Genomic DNA, 26,012 nt, shown 5'->3' with positions numbered 1-26,012 from the left:
ATGGCGCCACTGGATTACGCCGGGCCCTGCTCAGAGCGCCCCGTCACCGGGTGGCCAGTTCGGAGGTGCCCCGGTCACCAGGTGGGCCTGTTCGGAGGCTCCTTCGGTCACCAGGTGACGGGCAGTGTCTCGGGTCCGCGGTTGACCGAGCCGGTGCGCCAGGCGATCCGGTCGGGCGGGACGCCGAGCGCGAGGCCGGGGAAGCCGGCGAGCAGGGTGGCGAGCATGACCTCGGCCTCCATCCGGGCGAGCTGGGCGCCCGCGCAGTAGTGGGCGCCGTGACCGAAGGCGAGGTGCGGGGCCTCGGCGCGGGTGAGGTCGAGCCGGTCGGGGTCGGTGTAGACGGCGGGGTCGCGGTTGGCGGCCGGGTAGAAGACGTGGACGGCCTCGCCCGCCCGGACGGTGACGCCGCCGACCTCGACGTCCTCGGTGGCGACCCGGGGCATGCCGACGCCGTTGCGCTGCGGGATGTAGCGGAGCAGCTCGTCGACGGCCCGGGGCAGCAGCGCGGGGTCGGCGCGCAGCTTGGCGGTCTGCTCGGGGTGGGTGAGCAGCACGTACAGCATGGTGGAGACGATGTTGCGGACGGCGTCGAGCCCGTTGAGGGTGAGCATGACCGCCATGGAGACCAGTTCGGGGGTGCTGAGGCCGCCGGTGGCGCGGGCCGCGGCGAGTTCGCTGATCAGGTCGTCGGCGGGGTGCTCGGCGCGGTGGCGGGCGAGGTCGGCGAAGTAGCCGGCGATCTCCCGTTTGACGGACTCGCCTGCGGCGGCGGTGGTGTCGTGGGAGAGGAGCCCGGCGCGCCATTCCTCGACGCGGTCGAGGTCGCCGGCGGGGACGCCGAGGAGTTCGGCGACGACGGTCGCGGAGAGCGGACCGACGAAGGTCTCGGCGAGGTCGGCGGGCGGTCCGGTGTCGAGGGTGCGCAGGGCGAGCTGTTCGGCCCTGCGGGTGGTGTGGTTCCGCAGGGCGGTGATGCGGCGGCGTCCGAAAGTGGGGGCGATGAGCCTGCGCAGCCGGGTGTGGTCGGGCGGGTCGGCGCGGCCGACGCCGCCGGCCGGGGCGAGGGTGTGCGGGGTGGTGCTGGTGATGGGCCGGCCGACGGTGAGCGCCCGGCTGAACCGCGGGTCGGCGGCGACCTGCTTGACGTCCTCGTAGCGGGTGACGAGCCAGGCGTGGCCCTCGCCGTACGGGAGCCGGATCCGGGCGACGGGCTCCTCGTGCAGGAGCCGGTGCGGCACCGGGTCGAAGTCGGTGCCGCGCAGCGGGGCCACGGCCCAGTCGTGGACGACCGGGCCGTGGGACGGGGACGGGGACGGGGACGGGTGCGGGTGCGGGTGCGGGGTCATGGCGCGGCCGTGCGTTCCGCCCGGGCGCCGGCGTCGTGCCGGAGCGGGGTGATCTGCTCGATGTCGTAGCGGATGCGGAGCTGTTCGATGGCCTCGTGGTCGACCGGGCCGTCCGAGCCGAGAATCTCCATCAGCTCCTCGAAGTACGTCTCGTGGTACGTGGGCGGCGCCACCTGGAAGAGCAGGCGGGCGGGCCGGCCGCCGAGGTTGGCGAAGGCGTGCGGGCAGCCGGGCGGGACGAGCATGAGCGTGCCCGGGGTGGCCCGTACCGCTCGCCGGCCGTCGGCCGAGCGCCAGCCGTGCCAGCTGTCCGCGGTGCGCACCTCGGGTTCGAAGGCGAGCACGTCGAGCTCGCCTTCGAGGAGGTAGAACAGCTCCTCGGCGCGGCCGTGGGTGTGGGCGCCGACGTCGAAGCCCGGCGGGACGACCACCTCGAAGGTGGAGGCGGTGGTGGTGTGCTCGCCGGTGACTTTGAAGGTGACGTGCTGGGCCGGGGTGGACAGGGTCCTGCCCTCCCCCGGTGGCACGATGAGACCGCTGAGGGTCATCGTCGCGTCGGTCCTCTCACCAGGTGACGGGCAGGGTCTCGGGGCCGCGGATCAGCGCGCCGCGCTGCCAGCGGATCTCCTCCTCCGGGACGGCGAGGCGGAGGTCCGGGAAGCGGGTCCACAGCGTGTCGAGGAGGATCTCGGACTCGATGCGGGCGAGGGCGGAGCCGGGGCAGTAGTGCGGGCCGTGGCCGAACGCGACGTGCGGGTTGTAGCCGCGGTCGAAGTCGAGCTTCTCGGGCTCGGCGAAGACGGCGGGGTCGCGGTTGGCGGTGAGGTAGGAGACGTAGACGGGGTCGCCCTGGGGGATCTTGACCCCACCGACCTCGACGTCCTCCGTCGCGATCCGGGACAGGCCCACGGCGTTGCGGTGCGGGATGTAGCGGAGCAGCTCGTCGACGGCCTGCGGGAGCAGTGCGGGTTCGGCGCGCAGCCGGGCCAGGTGCTCGGGGTGGGTGAGCAGCGCGTAGACCATGTTGGCGCTGTTGTTGCGGACGGCGTGCGCGCCGCCGATCTGGATGAGGACGGCGAGGCCGACGGCCTCCTGCTCGTCGAGGGTGTCGTCGTCGATCGCGTCGGCGAGGACGGCGGCGAGGAACTCCTTGCCGGTGCCGTGGCTGCGGCCGATGAGTTCGGCGAAGTAGCGGCCCATCTCGCCCTTGGCGCGCTCGCTGGCCTCGCGGCCCGCGCCGGCCGAGATGATGGTGTCGGACCAGTTCGCCATCAGCGGCTGGTCGCCCTCGGGGACGCCCATGAGTTCGCTGACCATGGCGAGCGGGAAGGGCCGGTTGACCAGCTCCATGAGGTCGGCGGGCGGGCCCTGCCGTTCGAGCCGGTCGAGCAGCCGGTCCATCACGTCCTGGGCGTGGTCGCGGAGCGAGCGCAGCGCGCGGGCGCTGAAGGCGCGGGCGACGACCCGGCGCATCCGGGTGTGGTCCGGCGGGTCGGCGAAGCCGACGGCGCCTTCCATGGGGATGAAGTGGGGGGCGAGCCGGGTGATGGAGCGTCCGTAGACGGCCTGGCGGCTGAACCGCGGGTCGACGGAGACGAATTTGACGTCCTCGTAGCGGGTGACGAGCCAGGCGTGGCCCTCGCCGTGCGGGAGGCGCACCCGGGTGACCGGGTCCTCGTGCAGGAGCTTGGCGAGGAGCGGGTCGAAGTCGAGGCCGGTGAGGTCGGGGACGGCCCAGAAGTGCACCTGGGGCTCGTCGGTGGTGTCGGGGTTCGTGGTCGTGGTCATGAAGCCACCGCCGCAGTCGTGGGGAGAGCGCTGTCGAAGGGGAGATCGGAGGAAACGAGGTCGGGGAGGTCCTGGGGGAGGGTCTCGTGGCGCGGGGGCACGAGGGCCCCGGTCACGGTCCAGCTGCCGAGGGAGATCTCGGCGGTGATGCCGGGGCCGAAGCCGGCCAGGATGCCGGTGGCGCCGGGCTCGGGGCCGCCCTCGTCGAAGAGCCGGCGCAGCGCGTCGAGGACGACGGCACTGGCGATGTTGCCGTACTCGGTGAGGGTGGCCCGGCTGAAGCGGAACAGCTCGGGGGCGACGCCCAGGTGGGCGCCGAGGTCGTCGAGGATGCGGGGGCCGCCGGCGTGGACGATGTAGAAGTCCTGGCGGCCGGCGTCCCGGCCGTGCCGGGCGGCGAGCTCGACGAGGGCGGGGGCGAGCTGCTCCATGGTGCCGGGGACGCGCTTGTCGAGCATGAAGTGGAAGCCGGTCTCGCGGACCCGGTAGGCGATCCAGTCCTCGGTGTCGGGGACCAGGTGGCAGCCGTTCGCCTCGAGCCGGATGCCGGTGCCGCCGGAGCCGCGGACGACCGCGGCGGCGACGGCGTCGCCGAACAGGGCGTTGGACAGCAGGTTGCCGACGCTGAGGTCGGTGGGCTGGTAGCACAGGGAGCAGAACTCGCAGGCGACGATCAGCGCGTTGGCGCCCGGGTAGGCGGCGCAGAAGTCGTGGGCGCGGTTGATGGCGGCTCCGCCGGCGGCGCAGCCGAGCTGGGCGATGGGCAGCTGCCGGGTGTCGCTGCGGAAGCCCAGGGTGTTGATCATCCAGGCGGTGAGCGAGGGCATCATGAAGCCGGTGCACGAGACGTAGACGATGAGGTCGATGTCGCGGGCGGCGAGGCCGGCGTTGCGCAGGGCCTCGGTGACGACAGCGGGGACGCGGGCCTTGGCCTCGGTCTCGTAGCGCGCGTTGCGGGCCTCGAAGCCGGGGTGGGCGAGGGTGTCCTCGATGGGCTGCACCAGATGCCGCTTGGCGACGCCCGTGTTGGCGATCAGGCGCAGGACGAGCGGCAGCGACTCGTGTCCCGCGTGCAGGGTGCGGGCCAGGTCGAGGGTCTCCTGCCGGCTGATCGTGTGTTCGGGCACGGCGACGGAGGGACGGCACAGGACAGGCATGACGGTCTGACGATCCATTCGTCCGGGGGTGGGGAGGGAAGCCGGACGGCCACATCTTCTGTTCCGCTTTCCCTCGCGGCGCGCCGTTCCGGCGTTCGCGGGGACAATCACACCCGAATGTGTGATCTTCGTCCGGAGGTTCGTGACCTGCGGGCGCGGTCGTTACGCTCGGCGGTTCAGGCAGGTGTACGAGCGGAGAAAACCCGTCCCGGACTCTTGCCAAGGCCGGGGGGCGAGCGGCTTTACTGACCCCGTAAAGATCTACCGAATGATCGGTCGTCCGTTTTGTGGCGGATGGAACGCGGTATGCGCGTGAGGCGAGGGAGTGGGGCATGACCGAACTGCTGGACGCGGGCGAGCGGCTGAGCCGCGACGAGCTGGAGGCACTCCAGCTGGAGCGGCTGCGCGCGACCCTGCGGCACGCCTACGAGAACGTGGCGTTCTACCGGCAGTCCTTCGACAAGGCGGGGGTACGGCCCGATGACTGCCGCTCGCTCGCCGACCTGGCCCGCTTCCCCTTCACCGCCAAGACCGATCTGCGCGAGCACTACCCGTTCGGGATGTTCGCCGTCGACCAGTCCGAGATCCGCCGCCTGCACGCCTCCAGCGGCACCACCGGCCGGCCCACCGTCGTCGGCTACACCCAGCGGGACCTCGACACCTGGGCCGACGTGGTGGCGCGCTCGATCCGCGCGGCCGGCGGCCGGCCGGGCCACAAGGTCCATGTGGCGTACGGGTACGGCCTGTTCACCGGCGGCCTCGGCGCGCACTACGGTGCCGAACGGCTCGGCTGTACGGTCATCCCGGCGTCCGGCGGCATGACGGCCCGGCAGGTCCAGCTCATCCAGGACTTCCGCCCCGAGATCATCATGGTGACGCCCTCGTACATGCTCACCCTGCTCGACGAGTTCGAGCGCCAGGGCGTCGACCCGCGCGGCACGTCCCTGAAGGTCGGCATATTCGGCGCCGAGCCGTGGACCGAGGAGATGCGCCGGGAGATCGAGGAGCGCTTCGCGATCGACGCCGTCGACATCTACGGACTGTCGGAGGTGATGGGGCCGGGCGTGGCACAGGAGTGCGTGGAGACCAAGGACGGGCTCCACATCTGGGAGGACCACTTCTACCCGGAGGTCGTCGACCCGATCACGGGCGAGGTGCTGCCGGACGGCGAACAGGGCGAGCTGGTCTTCACCTCCCTCACCAAGGAGGCCATGCCGGTCGTCCGCTACCGCACCCGCGACCTGACCCGGCTGCTGCCGGGCACGGCGCGCGTCTTCCGGAGGATGGAGAAGGTCACCGGCCGCAGCGACGACATGGTCATCCTGCGCGGCGTGAACCTCTTCCCCACCCAGATCGAGGAGATCGTGCTGCGCACGCCGGCCGTGGCCCCGCACTTCCAGCTCCGGCTGACGAAGGAGGGCCGCCTCGACGCGCTCACGGTCCGCGCCGAGGCCCGCCCGGAGGCCACTCCGGAACAGCGCGCGGAGGCGGCGCGGGCGATCACCACCGCGGTCAAGGACGGCATCGGCGTCTCGGTGACGGTGGAGGTGGTCGCCCCGGAGACGCTGGAGCGCAGCGTGGGCAAGATCAAGCGGATCGTGGACCTGCGGGAGGGCCCGCAGGAGCGGTAGGGCCGGCCGGAGCGGAAGGGCCGGTGGGAGCCGGGAGGCCGGCCGGAGCGGAAGGGCCGGTGGGAGCCGGAGGGCCGGCCGGTCCGGGAGGGGGCCGGTCCGGGAGGGGGCCGGTCCGGGAGGGGGCCGGTCCGGGAGGGGGCCGGTCCGGGAGGGGGCGGTCCGGCGCTGGGGAGGGTCAGTCCTTGTAGCGCTCGCGCAGCTCCCGCTTGAGGATCTTGCCGCTGGCGTTGCGCGGCAGGGCGTCGATGAGGATCACCCGCTTCGGGGCCTTGAAGTGGGCGAGCTTCTCGCGGGCATGGGCGAGGAGTTCGGCCTCGGTGACGTCGGCGCGGGGGACGACGAAGGCGGTGACGGCCTCGATCCAGCGGGCGTCGGGGAGGCCGACGACGGCGGCCTCGGCGACTGCGGGGTGGGTGTAGAGGGCGTCCTCGACCTGGCGGGAGGCGACGAGGACGCCGCCGGAGTTGATGACGTCCTTCACCCGGTCGACGACCGTGAAGTAGCCCTCGGCGTCCCGGACGGCGAGGTCGCCCGAGCGGAACCAGCCGTCACGGAAGGCCTCCTTCGTCTCCTCCGGCTTCTCCCAGTAGCCCTCACACAACTGGGGGCTTCGGTAGACCACTTCACCGGGCGTGCCGTCCGGAACGTCCTTGCCGTGCTCGTCGACGATCCGCGCCTGGACGTGGCGGACCGGGCGGCCGCAGGAGTCCATCCGGCCCTCGTGCTCGTCCGGGCCGAGGACGGTGGCGAGGGGGCCGATCTCCGACTGGCCGAAGCAGTTGTAGAAGCGGAGGGCGGGCAGCCGGCCGCGCAGGCCCTCCAGGACCGGAACCGGCATGATCGATGCGCCGTAGTACGCCTTGCGGAGGGCGGAGAGGTCGCGGGCGGCGAACTCGGGGTGTCCGGCGAGGCCGATCCAGACCGTGGGCGGCGCGAACAGGCTGTCGCAGCGGCCCGACCCGATCAGGTCGAAGAGGACGGCCGGGTCGGGGCCGTCGACGACGGTGTTCTCGGCGCCGACCGCCAGGTACGGCAGCAGGAAGACGTGCATCTGGGCCGAGTGGTAGAGCGGCAGCGCGTGCACGGGCCGGTCGTCCTCGTGCAGGTCGAGCGCCTCGATCGCGCTCGCGTACTCGTGGACCAGGGCCCGGTGGGTCATCATCGCGCCCTTGGGCAGGGCGGTGGTGCCCGACGTGTAGAGCAACTGCACGAGGTCGCGGGCGTCCCGGTCCGCCTGGTACGAGTCGGCGCCGGGGTCGGGCCCGGCGAGCGCGGGCCCGGCGAGCGCGGCGAGGAACGAGTCCTCGGTGTCCCGCAGCGGCCGTACGGAGAAGTCGTCGGGCACGCGGCCGGCGAGAGCCGGATCGGCGAGGACCAGCGAACTGCCCGACTGACGCAGGACGTAGGCGAGGTCGTCGCCCGTGAGGTGGTGGTTGACCGGTACGTGGACGAGGCCGGCGCGGGCGCAGGCGAGGAACGCGACGAGGTAGGCGTCGGAGTTGTGGGCGTAGGTCGCGACCCGGTCGTTCTCCTGGAGCCCCCAGCGCTCCCGCAGGACGGCCGCCGCCTCGGTGACGGCGACGTCCAGCTCCGCGTACGTCCAGGTCCGCTCGCCGTACCGGAGGGCGATCCGGTCGGGGACGCGCCTGGCGCTCGTGCGCAGCACGTCGTCGACCGTTCCGGTGAGCAGTTGCGGGTCCATGCGGTCCATGCGCTCCATGGCTGGAGATCTTCGGCGGGGTGGGGCGGCCGGTCAAGTACCCGGACGACCCTGGGGCGTCCTTCCGGGGTTCCCGGAGCCGCCTCTCCGGGAGTACCCGGAAGCGACCCTGAGATACCGAACGGGATGTTGAAGAGCGTGCGCTCAGCGGTGTGTGATGGTTCAACCCGCAGTCATCTGCTGTCCGTTGGGAGGCACCTTGCACTTCCGCACCTTCTTGCCCGCCCGCCTGAAACGCCTCGCGCTCCTCGGCGCGGCCCTCGCCACCGTCACCGCCTCGCTGCCCGCTTCCGCCGGCGCCGCCACCGCCGCCGCGGACGTGGAGGCGCGCGACCACGGCCTGTCGGCGGTCATCCGGTACACCGAGTACGGCATCCCGCACATCGTCGCCAAGGACTACGCGAACCTCGGCTTCGGCACCGGCTGGGCGCAGGCCGCCGACCAGGTGTGCACCCTCGCCGACGGCTTCGTGACCCTCGACGGCGAGCGCTCCCGCTGGTTCGGCGCCGACGCCGCGCCCGACGGCTCCCTGTCGGCGGCGTCGAAGAACCTCTCCAGCGACCTCTTCTTCCGCGGCGTCAAGGACGCGGGCACCGTCGAGGCCCTGGTGGCCACGCCCGCGCCCGCCGGGCCGAGCCGGCAGCTCAAGGAGCTGATGCGGGGCTGGGCGGCCGGTTACAACGCCTGGCTGCGCAGGAACCGGATCACGGATCCGGCCTGCGCGGGCCAGGAGTGGGTCCGCCCGGTCACCGCGCTCGACGTGGCCCGGCGCGGCTGGGCGCTGTCGATACTCGGCGGCGAGGGCCGGGCCGTGGACGGCATCACCGTCGCCCAGCCCCCGGCCGCGCCCACGGCCCCCACCTCGTCCGTCGCGCCCGGCACGGCCCGTGCCGCGGAGTCCCCCGACCCCGCGCGCACCGCGGCCGCCGCCCGCGAGCTGTTCTCGGCCGAGAACGCGACCATGGGTTCCAACGCGGTCGCCTTCCAGGGCTCCACCACGGCCGACGGGCGCGGGCTGCTGCTCGGCAATCCGCACTACCCGTGGCAGGGCGGCCGGCGCTTCTGGCAGTCGCAGCAGACCATCCCGGGCGAGCTGAACGTCTCCGGCGCCGCCCTGCTCGGCTCCACGCTCGTCAGCATCGGCTTCAACGACAAGGTGGCCTGGAGCCACACGGTCGCCACCGGTGTCGCGCTCAACATGCACCAGCTGACCCTCGACCCGGCCGACCCCACCGCGTATCTCGTGGACGGCAGGCCGGAGCGGATGACCCCGCGCACGGTCACGGTCGCGGTCAAGGACGGCGCCCCGGTCACCCGTACGCAGTGGTGGACCCGGTTCGGACCGGTCGTCACCGGGATCGGCACCGGGCTGCCGCTGCCGTGGACGGCGACGACGGCCTTCGCGATGAACGACCCCAACGCCGCCAACCTGCGGGCCTCGGACACCGCACTCGGCCTCGCGAAGTCACGTTCCACCGGCGACATGGTGAAGGCCCTGGCCCGTACGCAGGGCCTGCCGTGGGTGAACACGATCGCCGCCGACGCGGCCGGGCACACGCTGTTCGCGCAGGCGCAGGTGCTGCCGCGGATCACCGACGAGCTGGTGGCGCGCTGTTCGACGCCGCTCGGCCGGGCGACGTATCCGTCCTCGGGCTTCGCGGTGCTCGACGGCTCGCGCGGCGACTGCGTGCCCGGCTCGGATCCCGACGCGGTGCAGCCGGGGATCTTCGGTCCGGCGCGGATGCCGGTGCTGCGGGACGCCCCGTACGTGGAGAACTCCAACGACAGCGCCTGGCTGGCCAACGCGGACCGGCCGTTCGCCGGCTACGAGCGGGTCTTCGGCAACATCGGCACCGCGCGCTCGCTGCGCACCCGGGGCGCCATCGAGGACGTGGCCGCGATGGCCGGGCGCGGCGGTCTCACCGTGGCCGATCTGCAGCGGCAGCAGTTCGCGAACCGGGTCCCGGCCGCCGATCTGGCCGCGGCGGACACCGCCCGCGCCTGTGCGGCGGTGCTCCCCGACGACCCGGAGCCGTGCCGGGTGCTCGGCGCCTGGGACCGTACGGCGAACGCGGACAGCCGGGGCGCGCTGCTCTTCGACCGCTTCTGGCGTCGGTTCACGGCCTCGGCGCCGCCGGCCGAGCAGTGGCGGGTGCCGTTCTCGACGGCCGACCCGGTGCACACCCCGAACACGCTCAACACCGACTCCCCCGCCTTCGCCAAGGCGCTGAAGGACGCGGTGGCGGAGCTGCGGGCCGCCGGGATCGCGCTCGACGCGCCGTTCGGGGAGCACCACTTCGTGGTGCGGAACGGGGCGCGGATACCGGTCGGCGGCGGTACCGAGGCGCTCGGCGTCTGGAACAAGACGGAGGCCGTCTGGAATGCGGCGGGCGGCGGCTACGCGGAGGTCGCGCACGGCTCCAGCCACATACAGGCGGTCGGCTGGGACGGCAGCCGCTGCCCGGTGGCCCGCACCCTGCTGACCTACTCGCAGTCCTCGAACCCCGCCTCGCCGCACTACAGCGACCAGACGCGGCTGTTCTCGGACGAGCGCTGGGTGACCTCGCGGTTCTGCGAGAAGGACATCCTGCGCTCGCCGGACCTCCGGGTGGTGGTCGTCCGGGGCTGATCACCGGCTGATCAGGGGCTGAACGACAGGAACACGAAGGCGGCGAAGATCGAGAGATGGACGCTGCCCTGGAGGAGGGTGGCGCGCCCGGGGACCACGGTCAGGGCGCTCACCACCGCCGTGAGCACGAACAGCACCATGTGGAGGGGCCCCAGACCCAGGATCAGGGGTCCCTCCAGCCACACGGAGGCGAGCGCGATCGCAGGGATCGTGAGGCCGATGCTGGCGATGGCGGAGCCGTACGCGAGGTTCATGCTGGTCTGCATCCGGTCGCGGCTTGCCGCCCGCACGGCCGCGAGCGTCTCGGGCAGCAGCACCATGAGGGCGATGACGACGCCGACGACGGCCTTGGGCAGGCCGGCGGAGGCGACGGCGTCCTCGATGGTCGGCGAGACGAGCTTGGCGTTGCCGACGACGGCGACCAGGGCGACCACGAGCAGCGCGAGGCTGAACCAGGTCTCGCCCAGGGACGGCGGCTCGGCGTGCTCGTCCTCCGCCGCCCGGTCCTCCTGGCCGGGCCGGGGCACGGGCAGGAAGTAGTCGCGGTGCCGGACCGTCTGGACGGCGACGAAGACCCCGTAGAGGAGGAGCGAGGAGACGGCGGCGAAGGCCAGCTGTCCGGAGGAGAACTCGGGGCCGGGGTGGGTCGTGGTGAAGGTCGGCAGGACCAGGGTCATGGTCGCGAGAGTGCAGACGATGGCGAGTTCGCCGCCGGAGCCCTCCGCGTTGAAGACGGCGACCCGGTTGCGCAGCGCGCCGACGAGCAGGGAGAGGCCGACGATGCCGTTGCACGTGATCATCACGGCGGCGAAGACCGTGTCCCGGGCGTAGCTGCTCGCCTTGTCGCCGCCGCCGATCATCAGCATGACGATCAGCCCGACCTCGATGACGGTGACCGCGACCGCGAGCACGAGGGAGCCGTAGGGTTCGCCGACGCGGTGGGCGATGACCTCGGCGTGGTGCACGGCGGAGAGGACGGCCGCGAAGAGGCAGAGCACGATCAGCACCACCGCGAAGCCGGGAAGGTCGCGCCCCCAGCCGAGGGCGAGGCCGACGGCCGCGACGACCGGTCCCCAGGTGGTCCACTGCCGTGCCAGTGCTGCGGTGCTCGAACTCATGCCCCGAATCCTGCCACAATGGGGAGAAATGCCTCTGTCCGCCGCGTTCGGTGCGTACACGGCGGACAGGGGCGGGCGAACTGTGGGGTGTTACGGCTTCGGCAGGGTGCAGCCGGAGCGGTTCAGGTCGATGACGTTGCCGGCGCCGACGCAGGGGACGATCTGGTAGGTCTCCTGGGCGTAGTTGATGCCCTGGCGGACCGTCACGTTGCCGTTCTCGTCGACCTCGCACGGGTTGTTCACGGTGCAGCTCTGCCCGTCCTCGTTACCCGTGTTGTTGACGGCGACGACCTTGCCGGTGTTCCGGTCGATGACCGGCGAGCCGGAGGTGCCGCCGATGGTGTTGCAGGTCGAGGTGTAGCGGACCGAGTCCTTCCAGGTCCAGTCGCCCTCTTCGAGGCGGTAGACGAACCCGTCGATGTCGCAGCTGTAGGTCCGCTTCCAGTACCCGGACACGACGGTGATCGGCGTGCCCGCCACCGGGTGGGTGTCGGCGAGCGTGAGGGCGCTGATCCCGTACGTGCTCTGGATCTGCGCGTACGTCTTGGTCAGCTGGTAGATCGATATGTCCGTGTCGGTCATCGTGCCGTAAGCGATCTTGCTGGCGCGCAGGGTGCCGACACCGGTGCCGGCCGAGTTGAGCAGCGTGAACGAGCGGGTGGAGCGCTTGTTCATGACGACCTGGCCGGGCGCCGGGAAGCCGGTCTCCAGGCAGTGGCCGTTGGAGAGGACGAGCGCGTAGTCGTTCGGCTGGGAGTTGGGCATGCGCACGACGGACCCGGAACAGTTGCTGAGCGCGACCGTGCCGGCGAAGTCGACGGCGGCGACCGTCGTGGACGCGCTGCGCGGTGCGGATGCCGGGGCCTGTGCGACCGTGTCCGACGGCGCGGCCGCCACGGCCGGGGCTGCCGCCGCTCCGGTGAGGAGCAGGGCGAGCAGGGCACCGACGAGAGGCTTCTTCATGTGGGGGTTCCCCTCTGCATGATGTGCAACCGGAGATCCTCCGGTTGTCATGAGCATTCTCGAAAGGTTCGGTGCCGGCTGACAAGAGGGCGTATCTGCCGCCGCGTTGGCGAGATCACGCGGCGGCAGGGGCCGGTCAGGACCCGGCGGGGAGGCCGAGGGCGCGGGTGACGAAGTCCTGGGTCAGCCGGGAGGCCGACGCGACCGGGATGTACTGCCCGTCGAAGGGGAAGAAGTCGACGACGCCGGCCGCCCCGTAGTTGGCCCACAGACAGGTGGTCATGGGGAAGGTGTCCGCGACGTTCTGCTGGCACTTCGTCACCATCGTGCGGCTGGTGACGAGTTGCGGCTTGCCGACGAGGTTGCGGCCGTAGCTCTCGCCGAGGCGCATCGAGTCGCCGAAGATCCTTTCCACGGACGCCTTGGGGTCCTGGATCTTCTCGTACAGCTTCGTCCGGGCGGTGAAGGTGGGCGCCGCCGCCGACCGGGTGCCCTTGCGGAGGATGATCTGGGGGCTGCCCGAGCAGGAGATCTCGTCCGCGATGTCACCGCCGTCGTCCTCGATCTCCTTCAGGCCGTCGTCGCCGGTGACGCTCATGTCGAGGTCGCTGCCGAAGTGGAAGCCCCCGTCGCCCTCGTCGCACACCTGGCCCTCCATCGTCGTCGGCACGACGATCTTGGTGTAGCGGGTGCCGGGGTCGGCGGCGAGCTCCCGCGCCGTCGACCCCTCACCACCCGTCGTGCCGGGCTGCCGCGCCGTCGGTGTCGCGGCCTTGCCGTGCTCCCCCGGCTGTCCATCCGCCTGCTGCTGCGTGCCGCAGCCGGCCAGGGCCAGCCCCACGGTCAGCACCGCCGCGGTCGTCCGCCATGCACTCATGTCCGCCGATTCCCCCGGGATCCGTCGATGTCGATCAAGACCTATGTGATCTTAGGGGAGTGCGGAGCACCGGAGATTCCGCCGTCACATGGGACGCTCGTGCCCCTCCCAGTACGGGTCCCGCAGCCGGCGCTTGTAGAGCTTGCCGTTCGGGTCGCGCGGCATGTGCGTGATGAAGTCGACGGACTTGGGGCGCTTGTAGGAGGCGAGCCGGCTCTCGCAGTGGGCCAGGATCGCGGCGGCCAGATCGGGGCCCGGGACGTGGCCCTCGGCCGGTTCGACGACGGCCTTGACCTCCTCGCCCCAGTCGGCGTGCGGGATGCCGAAGGCTGCGGCGTCGGCGACGGCGGGGTGGGCGAGGAGGGCGGACTCGATCTCGGCGGGGTAGATGTTGACCCCACCGGAGATGATCATGTCGATCTTGCGGTCACGGAGGAAGAGATAGCCGTCCTCGTCCAGGACGCCGAGGTCACCGACGGTGAAGAAGTCGCCGATCCGGTTCGACGCCGTCTTGGCCTCGTCCTTGTGGTAGCGGAAGCCGCCGGTGCTCATCTTCATGTAGACCGTGCCGAGCCGGCCGGGCGGCAGCCGGTGGCCGTCGTCGTCGAAGACGGCGAGTTCGCTGATGGGCCAGGCGCGGCCGACCGTGCCGGGCTTCTTCAGCCAGTCCTCGGCGGTGGCGAAGGCGCCGCCGCCCTCGCTCGCCGCGTAGTACTCCTCGACACAGCTCCCCCACCACTCGATCATCGCCCGCTTGACGTGGTCGGGGCAGGGCGCGGCGCCGTGGATGGCGTGGCGCATCGAGGAGACGTCGTAGCGGCCGCGCGTCTCCTCGGGCAGGGCGAGCAGCCGGTGGAACTGGGTCGGCACCATGTGGGTGTGGGTGCAGCGGTGGGCTTCGATGAGCCGCAGCATCTCCTCGGGGCTCCACTTGTCCATGAGGACGAGCGGATGGCCGATGTGCAGGGCGGCCGCGGCGAATTGGAGCACGGCGGTGTGGTAGAGCGGCGAGCAGACCAGATGGACGTTGCCGTCGAAGGGCTTGATGCCGAAGATGCCGAGGAAGCCGCCGAGGTGGGTCTCCTCGGGGAGCTTGCCGGGCAGCGGACGGCGGATGCCACGGGGGCGGCCGGTGGTGCCGGAGGTGTAGTTCATGACCCAGCCGAGGGTGCGGTCGGCGGGCGTGGACTCGGGCTGTCCGGCGAGGAGTTCGGCGTACGGCTGGAAGCCGGGAACCTCGCCGACCGCGTACCGTACGGCCTCCGGCAGCCCGGCCTCGTCGGCGGCCGCGGCCGCGGCCTCGGCGAAGCGTTCGTGGGCGATGAGGACCTTGGCGCCGGAGTCGGCGACGATCCAGGCGATCTCCGGGCCTACCAGGTGGTGGTTGACGGGCACGAGGTAGAACCCGGCCTGGGTGGCGGCGAGACAGGCGGTGAGGAAGGCGGTGCCGTTGGGCAGGACGACGGCGAACGCGTCGCCGCGCTCCAGACCGGCGGCGCGCAGTCCGTGCACGAGCCGGTTGACGTCGGCGAGCAGCCGTCCGGCGGTCCACTCCTCGCCGTCGGGGGCGACGAGGACGACGCGGGCGGGGTCGGCTGCGGCCTGCGACCAGAATCCTCCCCCGGACTTCGTCCGGGGGGACCCCCACGGTCCGTCACTCACTGCGGGCTCCTTCCGGCGATGCGGTTGATCCGGTCGATCGCCCGCTCGAAGCCGCGGGTGAGGTCGTCGAAGACCTGCTGGACGCTGCGCTCGCTGTTCATCCGGCCGACGATCTGACCGACGGGTGTGCCGAGCAGCGGAGCGATCTCGTACTTCTGGATCCGGGAGACGGCCTCGGCGACGAGCAGCCCCTGCAGCGGCATGGGCAGGGTGCCGGGCCCGGCCGGGTCGTCCCAGGCGTCGGTCCACTCGGTGCGGAGCTGGCGGGCTGGTTTGCCGGTGAGCGCGCGGGAGCGGACGGTGTCACCGGAGCCGGCGGCGAGGAGCTTCTCGGTGAGGGCGCGGGAGTGGAGTTCGGCCTCGGTGGTGGTCAGCCAGAGCGAGCCGAGCCAGACCCCCTGGGCGCCGAGGGCGAGTCCGGCGGCGATCTGCTCGCCGCTGCCGATGCCGCCGGCGGCGAGGACGGGCAGCGGGGAGACGGCCTCGACGACCTCGGGAGTGAGGACCATGGAGGCGATCTCGCCGGTGTGGCCGCCGGCCTCGTATCCCTGGGCGACGACGATGTCGATGCCGGCCTCGGCGTGGTGCCGGGCGTGCCGGGCGCTGCCGGCGAGGGCCGCGACGAGGACGCCGTGGTCGTGGGCGCGGGCGACGACGTCGGCGGGCGGCGAGCCGAGCGCGTTGGCGAGCAGTCTGATGGGGTAGTCGAAGGCGACGTCGAGCTGGCTGCGGGCGACCTGCTCCATCCAGCCGGTGATGCGCCAGCCGGACGCCTCGCCCTCGGCGAGCTCGGGGACGCCGTGCTTGGCGAGCGTGGCGCGGACGAACTCCCGGTGCCCCTCCGGGATCATCGCCTCCACGTCGGCCTCGGTCACGCCCTCGACCTTCTTCGCCGGCATGACGACGTCGAGGCCGTAGGGCAGGCCGTCGGTGTGGTCCTGCATCCAGTCGAGGTCGCGGGCGAGGTCCTCGGGGGCGGTGTAGCGGACCGCGCCGAGGACGCCGAATCCGCCGGCTCTGGTGATGGCGGCGGCCACCGCGGGGAAGGGCGTGAAGCCGAAGATGGCGTGCTCGATCCCCAGTTTCCGACTCAGCTCCGTCTTCATGGGCGGCATGGTGCCGCAGCCGGTGCGCCGAGGGAAGAGATTTTCTGATGCAGTGTCAGATTGTTTCGGGACGGCGGGCCGGGTGGGAGAGGCTGGGCATGACGGAGTCGACGAGGACATCGGGGTACGGGGGGCGTGGCCGGGGGCCGAGCCGCCGGGCGTTCGGCGGTGGACTGCTCGCGCTGGGAGGTGCGCTGATGATCGGTACGGTGCCGGGGACGGCCGGGGCCGCGCCCGAGCCGGGCGGCGGGGGCGAGCCGGGCGGCGGAGGCGAGGGGTCCGCGGGGCCCGGCTTCGGCGGGGCGCGGCGGACCGTGCTGCGGCGGGGCCCGGCCGAGCGGGCCGGCTTGCTGCCCGAGCATCTGGACCGGCTCGTCTCGGACGCCGAATCCTTCCTGCGCCCCTCCCCCACGCATCCCTGGTACGCCGGAGCGGTACTGCTCGCGGGGCGCGGCGGTACGGTCGCGCTGCACCGGCCGATCGGCATGGCCGTGCGCTACTCCGCGTACGACGAGAAGACCGACACCGGCGTGGAGCTGCCGTCCGACGAGCAGATCCCGATGCGCGAGGACACGGTCTTCGATCTGGCGTCCGTCTCCAAGCTCTTCACGTCGATCCTGGCGGTGCAGCAGATCGAGCGCGGGGCGCTGGAGCTGGAGCAGAAGGTCACGGCGTATCTGCCGGAGTTCGGAGGCGGCGGCAAGCAGGAGGTCACGGTCCGTCAGCTGCTCACGCACACCTCGGGTTTCCGGGCCTGGATCCCGCTCTACAAGGAGCCGACGCGGGAGGGGCAGCTGCGGCTGCTGTGGCAGGAGGTGCCGGCGAACCCGCCCGGGACGGTCTATCTCTACTCGGACCTGAACCTGATCACGCTTCAGCTGATCCTGGAGGAGATCACCGGTCGCCCTCTGGACGACCTGCTCCGAACCGAGATCACCGCTCCGCTCGGGATGCACCGCACTCGTTTCAAGCCACCGCTCTCCTGGCGCCGGGAGATCGCCGCCACGGAGGACGCCCGCAAGCCCTGGTCCGGGCTGGACCGGGGAATGGTGTGGGGCGAGGTGCACGACGAGAACGCGTACGGGATGGGCGGAGTCGCCGGTCACGCCGGAGTGTTCTCGTGCGCCTGGGACCTGGCGGTCCTCGCCCGGACGCTGCTCAACGGCGGGGCCTACGGCGACGCCCGGATCCTCTCCCCCGCCTCCGTGGAGCTGATGTTCACCGACTTCAACACCGCGTTCCCCGGCGACGAGCACGGCCTCGGCTTCGAGCTCTACCAGCACTGGTACATGGGCGCGATGGCCACCCCGCACACGGCGGGCCACACCGGCTTCACCGGCACCAGCCTGGTCCTCGACCCGACGACCGACGCCTTCCTGATCGTCCTCGGCAACTCCGTGCACCCGGTGCGCACCTGGCGCTCCGGCTCCGCGCCGAGGGTCGCCGCCGCCGACGCCCTGGCCCGCGCCGTGCCGGTGCGCCCGGCCCGGGGCCGTGAAGCATGGTTCTCCGGCATGGCGAGCGGCACTACGGCGACCCTCACCCTGCCCGACGTCCCCGGCGCCGCCCGCCTCGCCTGCGCCCTGTGGTGGGACACCGAACCCGGCGCGGACACCGCCGTCCTGGAGGCCTCGGCCGACCGCGGCGCCCACTGGGCCCCTGTCCCCTTCACCACCATCCACCGGACCGACCCTCCCGAGGACCGTCCGACGGGCGCGGTCGGCGGCTGGTCGGGCCGGGTCTGGCACGACGTCTCCGCCGACCTGACGACGTGGTCGCCCGGGCCCGTACGGCTGCGCTGGCGGTACACCACCGACCGGCGCTACGTGGGGCGCGGCGTGTACGTGGCCGGGCTGCGGGTCCTGGACGCGGCCGGGGCCCCGCTGTTCGACGCGGCCCGCCCGGCGGACGGGGCGCGGATCGAGCCGGTGGGGTGGACTGCCTCGGCCGACTGAGCACCCGGCCGGGGACGAGGGCCGGTCAGGCGCCCGTCTCGCCCGCCGCGCGCAGGGCGTCGAGCACCGGGCGGATCAGGGGATGCTGTTCGGCCCCGCGCCGTACCGCCGCGAAGACGCGGCGGGTGGGGGCGACGCCGTCGACCGGCCGGACGACGACATCGGTGAGGTCGGTGCCGCGCAGGGCCGAGCGCGGCACCAGGGCGACGCCCGCGCCGGCGGCGGCGAGGGCGACGACGGCGCGGAAGTCGTCGGAGATGTGCTCCAGGCTGGGCGCGAAGCCGGCGTACTCGCAGGCGAGGACGGTCACGTCATGGCACGGGTTACCGGCGGACTGGCCGATCCAGGGGTCCTTGGCGAGGTCGGCGAGCGCGATGCGCTCCCCGGCGGCGAGCGGGTGGTCCGGCGGCAGGACCGCGTCGAACGGCTCCGCGTAGAGCGGTACGCGGGTGAGGCGGGCATCGTCCTCGCCGGGCGCCCCGCGGTACTCGACGGCGACGGCCACGTCGACCTGCCGGTCCAGGACCATCAGCAGGCTCTCGTCGCCCTCCGCGTCGCGCACCCGCACCCGGATGCCGGGAGCGGTGCGGGCGAGGGCGCCGATGGCGGGGGCGACGACGAGACCGATGCCGGTGGCGAATGCCGCCACGGTGACCGTGCCGGCCTCGCCCGAGCCGTACGCCGCCAGCTCGGCCTCGGCGCGCTCCAGCTGGGCCAGGACGGCGTTGGCGTGGCTCAGCAGGATCTCGCCGGCCGGGGTGAGCCGGGCACCGCGGGCATTGCGGTCGACCAGACGGTGGCCGGTCTCCTGCTCCAGGGCGGCGAGCTGCTGGGAGACGGCGGAGGGCGTGAGATAGAGCGCGGCGGCAGCCGCCGTGACGGTGCGGTGGTCGGCCACCGCCCGGAGGATGTGCAGCCGCCGCGCTTCGATCATGCCCCTAGTCTCGCAGGGCGGCGCGCGCGTCGACGAACGCGTCCACAGCCCGGTTCACATCATCCGACGAATGGGCGGCGGAGAGCTGGACGCGGATGCGGGCCTGGCCCTGCGGCACGACCGGGTACGAGAAGCCGATCACGTACACGCCACGCTCCAGGAGCAGCTCGGCCATCCGTCCGGCCTCGGCGGCGTCGCCGATCATGACGGGGGCGATGGCGTGGTCGCCGGGGAGGATGTCGAAGCCCTCCTCGGTCATCCGGCGGCGGAACAGCTCGGTGTTGGCGCTCAGCCGCTCGCGCAGGTCGCCGGCCGACTCCAGGAGGTCGATGACCTTCAGGGAGGCGGCGGCGATCACCGGGGCGAGGGTGTTCGAGAACAGGTACGGGCGCGAGCGCTGGCGCAGCAGGGCGACGATCTCGGCGCGGGCCGCGACGTAGCCGCCGGAGGCGCCGCCGAGGGCCTTGCCGAGGGTGCCGGTGATGATGTCGACGCGGTCCATCACGCCGTGCAGCTCGGGGGTGCCGCGGCCGCCGGGGCCGACGAAGCCGACGGCGTGCGAGTCGTCGACCATGACCATGGCGTCGTAGCGCTCGGCGAGGTCGCAGATGTCGGCCAGCGGCGCGACGTAGCCGTCCATGGAGAACACGCCGTCGGTGACGATCAGCTTGCGCCGGGCGCCGCCCGCGGTGGCCTCCTTGAGCTGCTGCTCCAGGTCCGCCATGTCGCGGTTGGCGTAGCGGAAGCGGCGGGCCTTGGAGAGGCGGATGCCGTCGATGATCGAGGCGTGGTTGAGGGCGTCGGAGATGACCGCGTCCTCGGCGCCGAGGAGGGTCTCGAAGACACCGCCGTTGGCGTCGAAGCAGGAGGAGTAGAGGATCGTGTCCTCCTGGCCGAGGAAGTTCGAGAGGCGCGCCTCGAGCTCCTTGTGGACCTCCTGGGTGCCGCAGATGAAGCGGACGGACGCCATGCCGTAGCCCCAGCGGTCGAGGGCCGTGTGGGCGGCGGCGATGACCTCGGGGTGGTCGGCGAGGCCGAGGTAGTTGTTGGCGCAGAAGTTCAGCACCTCGCCGGGGCGGCCGCCGGCGGTGACCGCGACGGTCGCGGACTGCGGCGTGCCGATGACCCGCTCGGGCTTGTGCAGACCGGCCTGCTGGATCTCGTCGAGGGTGGCGCGGATGCCGTCGCGTACGGAATCAAACATGTCAGGGGCTCCTGAGGATCAGACGGTCCAGTCGAGGATGATCTTGCCGGACTTGCCGGACGCGGCGTCGTCGAACGCGGCGTCGAAGTCGCGGTAGTCGTAGCGGCCGGTGATCACCGGGGAGAGGTCGAGGCCGCCCTCCAGGAGGACGGACATGGCGTACCAGGTCTCGAACATCTCGCGGCCGTAGATGCCCTTGATGGTGATCATCGAGGTGACGATCCGCGCCCAGTCGACGGCGAAGTCCTCGCTGGGCAGGCCGAGCATGGCGATCTTGCCGCCGTGGGTCATGTTGGCAACCATGTCGCGCATCGCGTGCGGGTTGCCGGACATCTCCAGGCCGACGTCGAAGCCCTCCTTGAGCCCGAGGGTGCGCTGGCCGTCGGCGATGGTCTGCTCGGCGACGTTGAGCGCGAGCGAGACGCCGGTCTTGCGGGCCAGGTCGAGGCGCTCCTCGCTGACGTCGGTGATGACGACGTTGCGGGCGCCGGCGTGCTTGGCGACGGCCGCGGCCATGATGCCGATCGGGCCGGCGCCGGTGACCAGCACGTCCTCGCCGACGAGCGGGAAGGAGAGCGCGGTGTGCACGGCGTTGCCGAACGGGTCGAAGATCGCGGCGACGTCCAGGTCGACCTCGACGCGGTGCACCCACACGTTGGAGGCGGGCAGCACGACGTACTCGGCGAAGGCGCCGTCGCGGCCGACGCCGAGGCCGACGGTGGCACGGCACAGGTGGCGGCGGCCGGCCAGACAGTTGCGGCACTTGCCGCAGACGAGGTGGCCCTCGCCGCTGACGAGGTCGCCGGCCTTGATGTCGGTGACGTCGCGGCCGGTGTCGACGACCTCGCCGACGAACTCGTGGCCGAGGGTCAGCGGCGTGGCGATGGTCTTCTGCGCCCAGCCGTCCCAGGAGCGGATGTGCAGGTCGGTGCCGCAGATTCCGGTCCGCTTCACCTTGATCAGAACGTCACCGGGGCCGTACTCCGGCTCGGGCACGTCCGTGAGCCAGAGTCCCGGCTCCGCCTTCTGCTTGACCAGCGCCTTCAATGTCACGGCTCCCGACGTACGTGTCCTGTGATGTCCGGGTCCGGGCACGGCGAAGCACCCAAGATCCCTGGAAGGAAATCTTCCGTACGTCGGGCTCGTGGTCCATCGAGGTTTTCTTAAGCGCGCTCGCAGATCAGCTTCACGCCCCTGGCGGGAGCGGTGCGGCGTCAACCTCGGACGCCTTCGGTTCCGCTACTGCTTTCGAGTAGCCCCGAGTACCGCCATGGCCGCGTTGTGGCCGGGGACGCCGCTCACGCCGCCGCCGCGGACGGCGCCCGCGCCGCACAGCAGGACGTTCGGGCGGTCCGTCTCGACGCCCCAGCCGCCCTCCGTTCCTTCCCCGAAGGGGAAGGAGAGGTCGCGGTGGAAGATGTGGCCGCCGGGCAGCCGCAGTTCGTGTTCCAGGTCGACGGGGCTCTTCGCCTCGATGCAGGGCCGGCCGTCGGCGTCCCGGGCCAGGCAGTCGGCGATCGGCTCGTCGAGGACGGCGTCGAGCCGGTCGAGGGTGGCCTTGAGGAGTGCCTCGCGGGCGCCGTCGGGGTCGGCGGCGAAGAGCCGGGCGGGCGCGTGCAGGCCGAACAGGGTGAGGGTCTGGTAGCCGCGGGCGGTGGCGTCCGGGCCGAGGATGCTCGGGTCGGTGAGGGTGTGGCAGTAGATCTCGGCCGGCGGCGCGCCGGGCAGGTCGCCGGCGGCCGCCTCGGCGTAGGCGGTGCCCAACTGCTCGTATCCCTCGGCGATGTGGAAGGTGCCGGAGAACGCCTCGCGCGGATCCACGGCGCGGTCCCGGAGCCTCGGCAGCCGGGTCAGCACCATGTTGACCTTGAGCTGCGCGCCCTCGGCGGGGGCCGGTGCCGGGTCGCCCAGCAGTCCGGCGAGGGCCTGCGGGGAGGCGTTGACGAGCACGTGGTCGGCGGCGACGACGCCCTCGCCGCCCGCGGTGCGGTACGCGACCTCGGCGCGGGTGCCGTCGGTGTCGATCCGGGTGGCCTCGTGGCCCGTGAGGATCGTGGCCCCGGCAGCGCGGGCCGCGTCGGCGAGGGCGTCGGTGAGCGCGCCCATGCCGCCCACGGGGACGTCCCAGTCGCCGGTCCCGCCGCCGATGACGTGGTAGAGGAAACAGCGGTTCTGCAGCAGCGAGGGGTCGTGGGCGTCGGCGAAGGTGCCGATGAGCGCGTCGGTCAGGACGACGCCGCGGACCAGGTCGTCCGCGAAGTGCCGCTCGATCGCCGCCCCGATGGGCTGCTCGAAGAGCATCTCCCAGGTCTCCGCGTCGTCGACCCGGGCGCGCAGCGCGTCGCGCGTCGGCAGCGGTTCGGTGAGCGTGGGGAAGATCCGGCGCGCGGCGCGCGCGGTCCGCCCGTAGAAGCCCTGCCACGCCTCGTACTCGCGGTCGGAGCCGGTGCGCGCGGCGAAGGAGGCGCGGGTGCGGGCGTCGTCGCTGCCGACGAGCAGCCCGGAGTCGCCGTACGGGGTGTACGAGGCGACCGAACGCTTCCGCACCGAGAAGCGCAGCCCGAGGTCCCGGACGATCTTCTCGGGCAGCAGCGACACGAGGTACGAGTAGCGGGACAGCCGGACGTCCACGCCGGGGAACGGCCGCGTCGAGACGGCGGCCCCGCCGGTGGTGCCGAGCCGTTCCAGGACGAGGACCCGGCGCCCGGCGCGGGCGAGATAGGCGGCGGCGACGAGGCCGTTGTGTCCGCCGCCGACGATGACGGCGTCGTAGGAGCTCTGCGGTGCGGTCATGCCTCTTGCTAACAGCTACCGGCCGGTCTCACCAGGGTCCGCGCACCGGGCGGTTGTCCGTGGCGCCGCCGCCGCGCCTCCTACGCCTCCGCGAGCCGTTCCCGGCAGTAGCCCTCGTCGGCCCGCGCGGCACGGGTGTCCGGGTGGTCCGGGCCGAGGAGCCGGGTGCGGGTCTGTGTCACGCGGCGGTACTGGTCGAGGGCCTCGGGCCAACGGCCCAGCCGGCCCAGGGCGATGGCGGTCTCGCGGCGACTGGCGAGGGTGTCGGGGTGGTCGGGGCCGAGGACGTGGGTGCGCGCGTCGAGGACCGTGCGCGACTCGGCCAGGGCCTCGTCCCACTGGCCGAGGCGGCCCAGGTTGACGCCCAGGCCGTGGCGGGCCCGTAGCGTCTCCGGGTGGTCGGCGCCGTCGACGCGGGTGCGGGCGGCGGCGAGGTCGCGGTAGAGCGTGGCGGCCTCTTCGGCGCGGCCGAGGCGGCCGAGGCAGATGCCGGTCTCGTAGCGGGCGGCGAGGGTGTCGGGGTGGTCGGGGCCGAGGACGGCGTGGCGGGCCTCGGCGACCTCGCGGTACTGGGTGAGGGCGTCGGCCCAGCGGCCGAGCCGGCCGAGGGCGTGGCCGATCTCGTGGCGGGTGGCGAGGGTGTCGGGGTGGTCGGCGCCGAGCAGCCGGGTGCGGGCGTCGGCGACCTCGCGGGCGGTCGCGTACGCCTCGGTGACCCGGCCGATCCGGCCGAGGGTGCAGGCCAGGTTGTGCCGGCAGCGCAGGGTGTCCGGGTGGTCGGCGCCCATGGTGCGTTCGCGGGCGGCGAGCACGGCCTCGTACACCGAGTGGGCCTCGGCGTGCCGACCGAGGCCGCCGAGCACGTACGCGGTCTCCTGCCGGGCCGCGAGGGTGTCGGCGTGGTCGGTGCCGAGGGTGCGGGCGCGGCCCTCGGCGACTGCGGCGAAGCGGCTGAGGGCGTCGGAGGTCCGGCCGAGCCGGGCGAGGGCGAAGCCGAGTTCGTAGCCGCTGGCGAGGGTGTCGGGGTGGTCGGCGCCGAGCACGTGCGTCCGGTCCCGGACGACGGTGCGCAGCAGGTCGGCGGCCTCCGCCCAGCGACCGAGCCGGCCCAGGCCGAGCCCGGCCCGGTGCCGTCCGGCGAGCACGGCGACGAGCTCACCGGACGGCACCGGGGCGTCGGCGACGGGCATGGGAGCGACGGCGCTGGTCCAGGCGCCGGTGAGGGCGGTGGCCGGGTCGTGGGCGGGGGCCGCCCGCCCGGCGAGGGTGCTGACGGCGGTGCGGCCGGTGCCCATGGCGCGGGCCCAGCCGGGCAGGGCGGGCGGCGCCGGGGGCGTGAGGGTCCAGGCGCCGCTGTGGCGGCCGGAGGTGAGCCGTTCGCGCAGTTCCGCCGCGTCGGACGGCCGGCCCTCGGGGGACTTGGCGAGCAGGTCGAGCACGGCCAGGTCGAGATAGCCGGGCAGTTCGGGGCGGTGGCTGCGCAGCGGCGCGGGCGTGGTGTCGCGGTGGCCGATGAGGATGGCCCAGGTGTCGTCCATGTCGAACGGCGGGGCGCCGGTGGCCATCTCGTAGAGCACGCAGCCCAGCGAGTAGAGGTCGCTGCGGTGGTCGACCTCGTCACCGCCGCCGATCTGCTCCGGCGACATGTAGTGCGGGGTGCCCATGGCGATGCCGGTGCCGGTGAGGCGGGAGGTGAAGCCGATGTCGGCGCCGAGGCGGGCGATGCCGAAGTCGCAGATCTTCACGGTGCCGTCGCCGAGCCGCACGATGTTGGCGGGCTTGAGGTCGCGGTGGATGACGCCCTGGCGGTGGGTGTAGGCGAGGGCGTCGGCGACCTGTTCGGCGATCTCGACGACGTCGCCCACGGGCAGCGGCCGCTTGCCGTTGTCGTTGAGAAGCTGGCTCAGGTTGCGCCCGTCGAGGAGTTCCATGACGAGGAAGAGCACGCCGTCGGACTCGCCGAAGTCGTGCACGACGGTGATGCCGCGGTGCTGGAGCGCGGCGGCGACGCGGGCCTCGCGGCGGAAGCGTTCGCGGAGCACGGCGAGGTTGGCGGGGTCGCGCTGCTGGCCGAGCGGCCGCAGGCACTTGACGGCGACGCGCCGGCCGAGCGATTCGTCGGTGGCCCGCCAGACCTCGCCCATGCCGCCGCGGCCGATCACCTCGTGCAGCCGGTACCGGCCCTGGATCAGCCTGGTGTCCGTGTCCGCCATCGCGTGCTGTCGCCCCCGTTTGCCCTGTTGCCGTGCGGCTCCCTCCCCGGCTCGTCCAGTATGGCGGCCGCGCTGCGCAGACTGTACGGCATGGGCCGGGTGTCGGGTCCGAGCCGGTCCATGGCACGCAGGATGTGCCGCGGGGGCAGCCGCCAGCGCAGCCGGCCGGGCACACAGCGCAGCAGGTTCGCGGTGGCGGTCAGCCGGTGGGTGACGGTCCCGGGCGGCGGCGCGGGCCGGCCGTACAGCTCATGGGCGTACGGGGGCAGTGAGTCGTACGCGAGGGCGGCCACGCGCCGCCAGATCACCTCTCGCGCGGGGCGCAGCGCCGGGGCGACCGGGGGGCTGCGCAGGAAGGCGTCGACGGTGCGGGCGTCGTCCCCGGCGGCGAGCCGGGGCCGGATGTCCTCGAAGTAGCGGGCGAGGGTGGCGGTGCTGCCGGGCACGGCGTCGGGGTCGAGGCCGACGAGCCGGGCGGAGGTGCGCTGTTCGTCGACGTACCGGTCGGCCTGGGCGTCGGTGAGCGGGATGCCGGAGCGGCGGACGACGTGGAGGTACGAGTCGATCTCGGCGCAGTGCACCCAGAGCAGCAGCCCGGGGTCGTCGACGCCGAGCAGCCGGTGGATCTTCCGCACCCGGGCGCCCGCGGCCTCGGCGGCCTCGGTGGTGCCGTAGGTGAGGGTGCCTACGAAGCTCGCGGTGCGCATCAGCCGGCCCCAGGCGTCCCGCCGGAAGTCGCTGTTGATCATGACTCCGCGGACGGCGACGGGGTGCAGCGCCTGCAGGTACAGGGCGCGCACCCCGCCGATCCACATGACGGGGTCGCCGTGGAGCTGCCAGGTGACGGACCGGGGGCCGAAGAGCCCCGGGTCGGGGTCGTGCGTGGTGGCGTCGGGCCGCATGGTTCCAA

Annotated in this window: 19 protein-coding genes; 3 read left to right on the top strand and 16 right to left on the bottom strand. The window is 72.9% G+C overall.

Features of this window, described 5'->3' with window-relative positions; all coding sequences use genetic code 11:
• Positions 1-107: 107 nt before the first annotated feature.
• The 4 genes from ACWEV0_RS04450 to ACWEV0_RS04435 are packed head-to-tail and all read right to left on the bottom strand — an operon-like array spanning position 108 to position 4,294.
• Positions 108-1,349 carry a cytochrome P450 gene (locus tag ACWEV0_RS04450; RefSeq protein WP_453146359.1) on the bottom strand — a complete coding sequence of 414 codons (1,242 nt, stop codon included), beginning with the start codon at positions 1,347-1,349 and terminating at the stop codon, positions 108-110.
• Positions 1,346-1,897 (bottom strand): cupin domain-containing protein, encoded by a 552-nt coding sequence (locus ACWEV0_RS04445; RefSeq protein ID WP_453146358.1) that lies wholly within the window; start codon positions 1,895-1,897, stop codon positions 1,346-1,348. The genes ACWEV0_RS04450 and ACWEV0_RS04445 overlap by 4 nt, the downstream gene beginning before the upstream one ends.
• A 16-nt stretch (positions 1,898-1,913) precedes the next feature.
• A complete protein-coding gene (locus ACWEV0_RS04440; RefSeq protein WP_453146357.1) occupies positions 1,914-3,137 on the bottom strand; it encodes a cytochrome P450 in 1,224 nt (407 codons plus the stop codon).
• Complete coding sequence (locus tag ACWEV0_RS04435; RefSeq protein WP_453146403.1) at positions 3,134-4,294, bottom strand: type III polyketide synthase; 1,161 nt, start codon at positions 4,292-4,294, stop codon at positions 3,134-3,136. The genes ACWEV0_RS04440 and ACWEV0_RS04435 overlap by 4 nt, the downstream gene beginning before the upstream one ends.
• Before the next feature lie 332 nt (positions 4,295-4,626).
• On the opposite strand from ACWEV0_RS04435, the gene paaK reads away from it, so the two are divergent.
• Positions 4,627-5,925 (top strand): phenylacetate--CoA ligase PaaK, encoded by a 1,299-nt coding sequence (gene paaK, locus ACWEV0_RS04430; protein WP_453146355.1) that lies wholly within the window; start codon positions 4,627-4,629, stop codon positions 5,923-5,925.
• Between the two features lie 178 nt (positions 5,926-6,103).
• On the opposite strand, the gene ACWEV0_RS04425 is transcribed toward paaK, so the two are convergent.
• Complete coding sequence (locus tag ACWEV0_RS04425; protein WP_453146353.1) at positions 6,104-7,648, bottom strand: fatty acyl-CoA synthetase; 1,545 nt, start codon at positions 7,646-7,648, stop codon at positions 6,104-6,106.
• Between the two features lie 199 nt (positions 7,649-7,847).
• Between ACWEV0_RS04425 and ACWEV0_RS04420 the strand changes: the two genes are divergently transcribed.
• Complete coding sequence (locus ACWEV0_RS04420; protein WP_453146351.1) at positions 7,848-10,277, top strand: penicillin acylase family protein; 2,430 nt, start codon at positions 7,848-7,850, stop codon at positions 10,275-10,277.
• Between the two features lie 11 nt (positions 10,278-10,288).
• On the opposite strand, the gene ACWEV0_RS04415 is transcribed toward ACWEV0_RS04420, so the two are convergent.
• From ACWEV0_RS04415 to ACWEV0_RS04395, 5 genes are all read right to left on the bottom strand, one after another.
• Positions 10,289-11,395 carry a calcium:proton antiporter gene (locus tag ACWEV0_RS04415; protein ID WP_453146350.1) on the bottom strand — a complete coding sequence of 369 codons (1,107 nt, stop codon included), beginning with the start codon at positions 11,393-11,395 and terminating at the stop codon, positions 10,289-10,291.
• A gap of 90 nt (positions 11,396-11,485) precedes the next feature.
• Positions 11,486-12,358, bottom strand: coding sequence for a S1 family peptidase (locus tag ACWEV0_RS04410; protein WP_453146348.1), 873 nt, complete (start codon positions 12,356-12,358; stop codon positions 11,486-11,488).
• A gap of 136 nt (positions 12,359-12,494) precedes the next feature.
• Positions 12,495-13,235 (bottom strand): hypothetical protein, encoded by a 741-nt coding sequence (locus ACWEV0_RS04405; protein WP_453146346.1) that lies wholly within the window; start codon positions 13,233-13,235, stop codon positions 12,495-12,497.
• An 84-nt stretch (positions 13,236-13,319) separates the two neighbouring features.
• A complete protein-coding gene (locus ACWEV0_RS04400; protein WP_453146345.1) occupies positions 13,320-14,897 on the bottom strand; it encodes an acyl-CoA synthetase in 1,578 nt (525 codons plus the stop codon).
• On the bottom strand, positions 14,894-16,003 hold the full coding sequence (locus tag ACWEV0_RS04395) for an NAD(P)H-dependent flavin oxidoreductase (RefSeq protein WP_453146344.1): 1,110 nt from the start codon (positions 16,001-16,003) through the stop codon (positions 14,894-14,896). Before ACWEV0_RS04395 ends, ACWEV0_RS04400 begins: the two co-directional genes overlap by 4 nt.
• A gap of 98 nt (positions 16,004-16,101) precedes the next feature.
• Between ACWEV0_RS04395 and ACWEV0_RS04390 the strand changes: the two genes are divergently transcribed.
• Positions 16,102-17,958 (top strand): serine hydrolase, encoded by a 1,857-nt coding sequence (locus ACWEV0_RS04390; protein ID WP_453146343.1) that lies wholly within the window; start codon positions 16,102-16,104, stop codon positions 17,956-17,958.
• 25 nt (positions 17,959-17,983) lie between these two features.
• On the opposite strand, the gene ACWEV0_RS04385 is transcribed toward ACWEV0_RS04390, so the two are convergent.
• The 6 genes from ACWEV0_RS04385 to ACWEV0_RS04360 form a co-directional block, all read right to left on the bottom strand.
• Complete coding sequence (locus ACWEV0_RS04385) at positions 17,984-18,892, bottom strand: LysR family transcriptional regulator (protein ID WP_453146342.1); 909 nt, start codon at positions 18,890-18,892, stop codon at positions 17,984-17,986.
• Positions 18,893-18,896: 4 nt separating this feature from the next.
• On the bottom strand, positions 18,897-20,096 hold the full coding sequence (locus ACWEV0_RS04380; RefSeq protein WP_453146340.1) for a glycine C-acetyltransferase: 1,200 nt from the start codon (positions 20,094-20,096) through the stop codon (positions 18,897-18,899).
• Positions 20,097-20,114: 18 nt separating this feature from the next.
• Positions 20,115-21,143, bottom strand: a complete 1,029-nt coding sequence (gene tdh, locus ACWEV0_RS04375; RefSeq protein WP_453146401.1) for an L-threonine 3-dehydrogenase — start codon at positions 21,141-21,143, stop codon at positions 20,115-20,117.
• Positions 21,144-21,335: 192 nt separating this feature from the next.
• On the bottom strand, positions 21,336-22,889 hold the full coding sequence (locus ACWEV0_RS04370) for a phytoene desaturase family protein (RefSeq protein WP_453146338.1): 1,554 nt from the start codon (positions 22,887-22,889) through the stop codon (positions 21,336-21,338).
• Positions 22,890-22,969: 80 nt separating this feature from the next.
• Positions 22,970-25,102 (bottom strand): tetratricopeptide repeat protein, encoded by a 2,133-nt coding sequence (locus ACWEV0_RS04365; protein WP_453146336.1) that lies wholly within the window; start codon positions 25,100-25,102, stop codon positions 22,970-22,972.
• The gene (locus ACWEV0_RS04360) at positions 25,078-26,004 is read right to left on the bottom strand and encodes an oxygenase MpaB family protein (RefSeq protein ID WP_453146335.1); all 927 of its coding nucleotides are present in this window, start codon (positions 26,002-26,004) and stop codon (positions 25,078-25,080) included. Before ACWEV0_RS04360 ends, ACWEV0_RS04365 begins: the two co-directional genes overlap by 25 nt.
• Between the last annotated feature and the right edge of the window lie 8 nt (positions 26,005-26,012).

The organism is Streptomyces sp. NPDC003943 (genome assembly GCF_053605265.1).
Note: the sequence above shows the minus strand (reverse complement) of the source record. Positions and strands in the feature narration are given on the sequence as shown.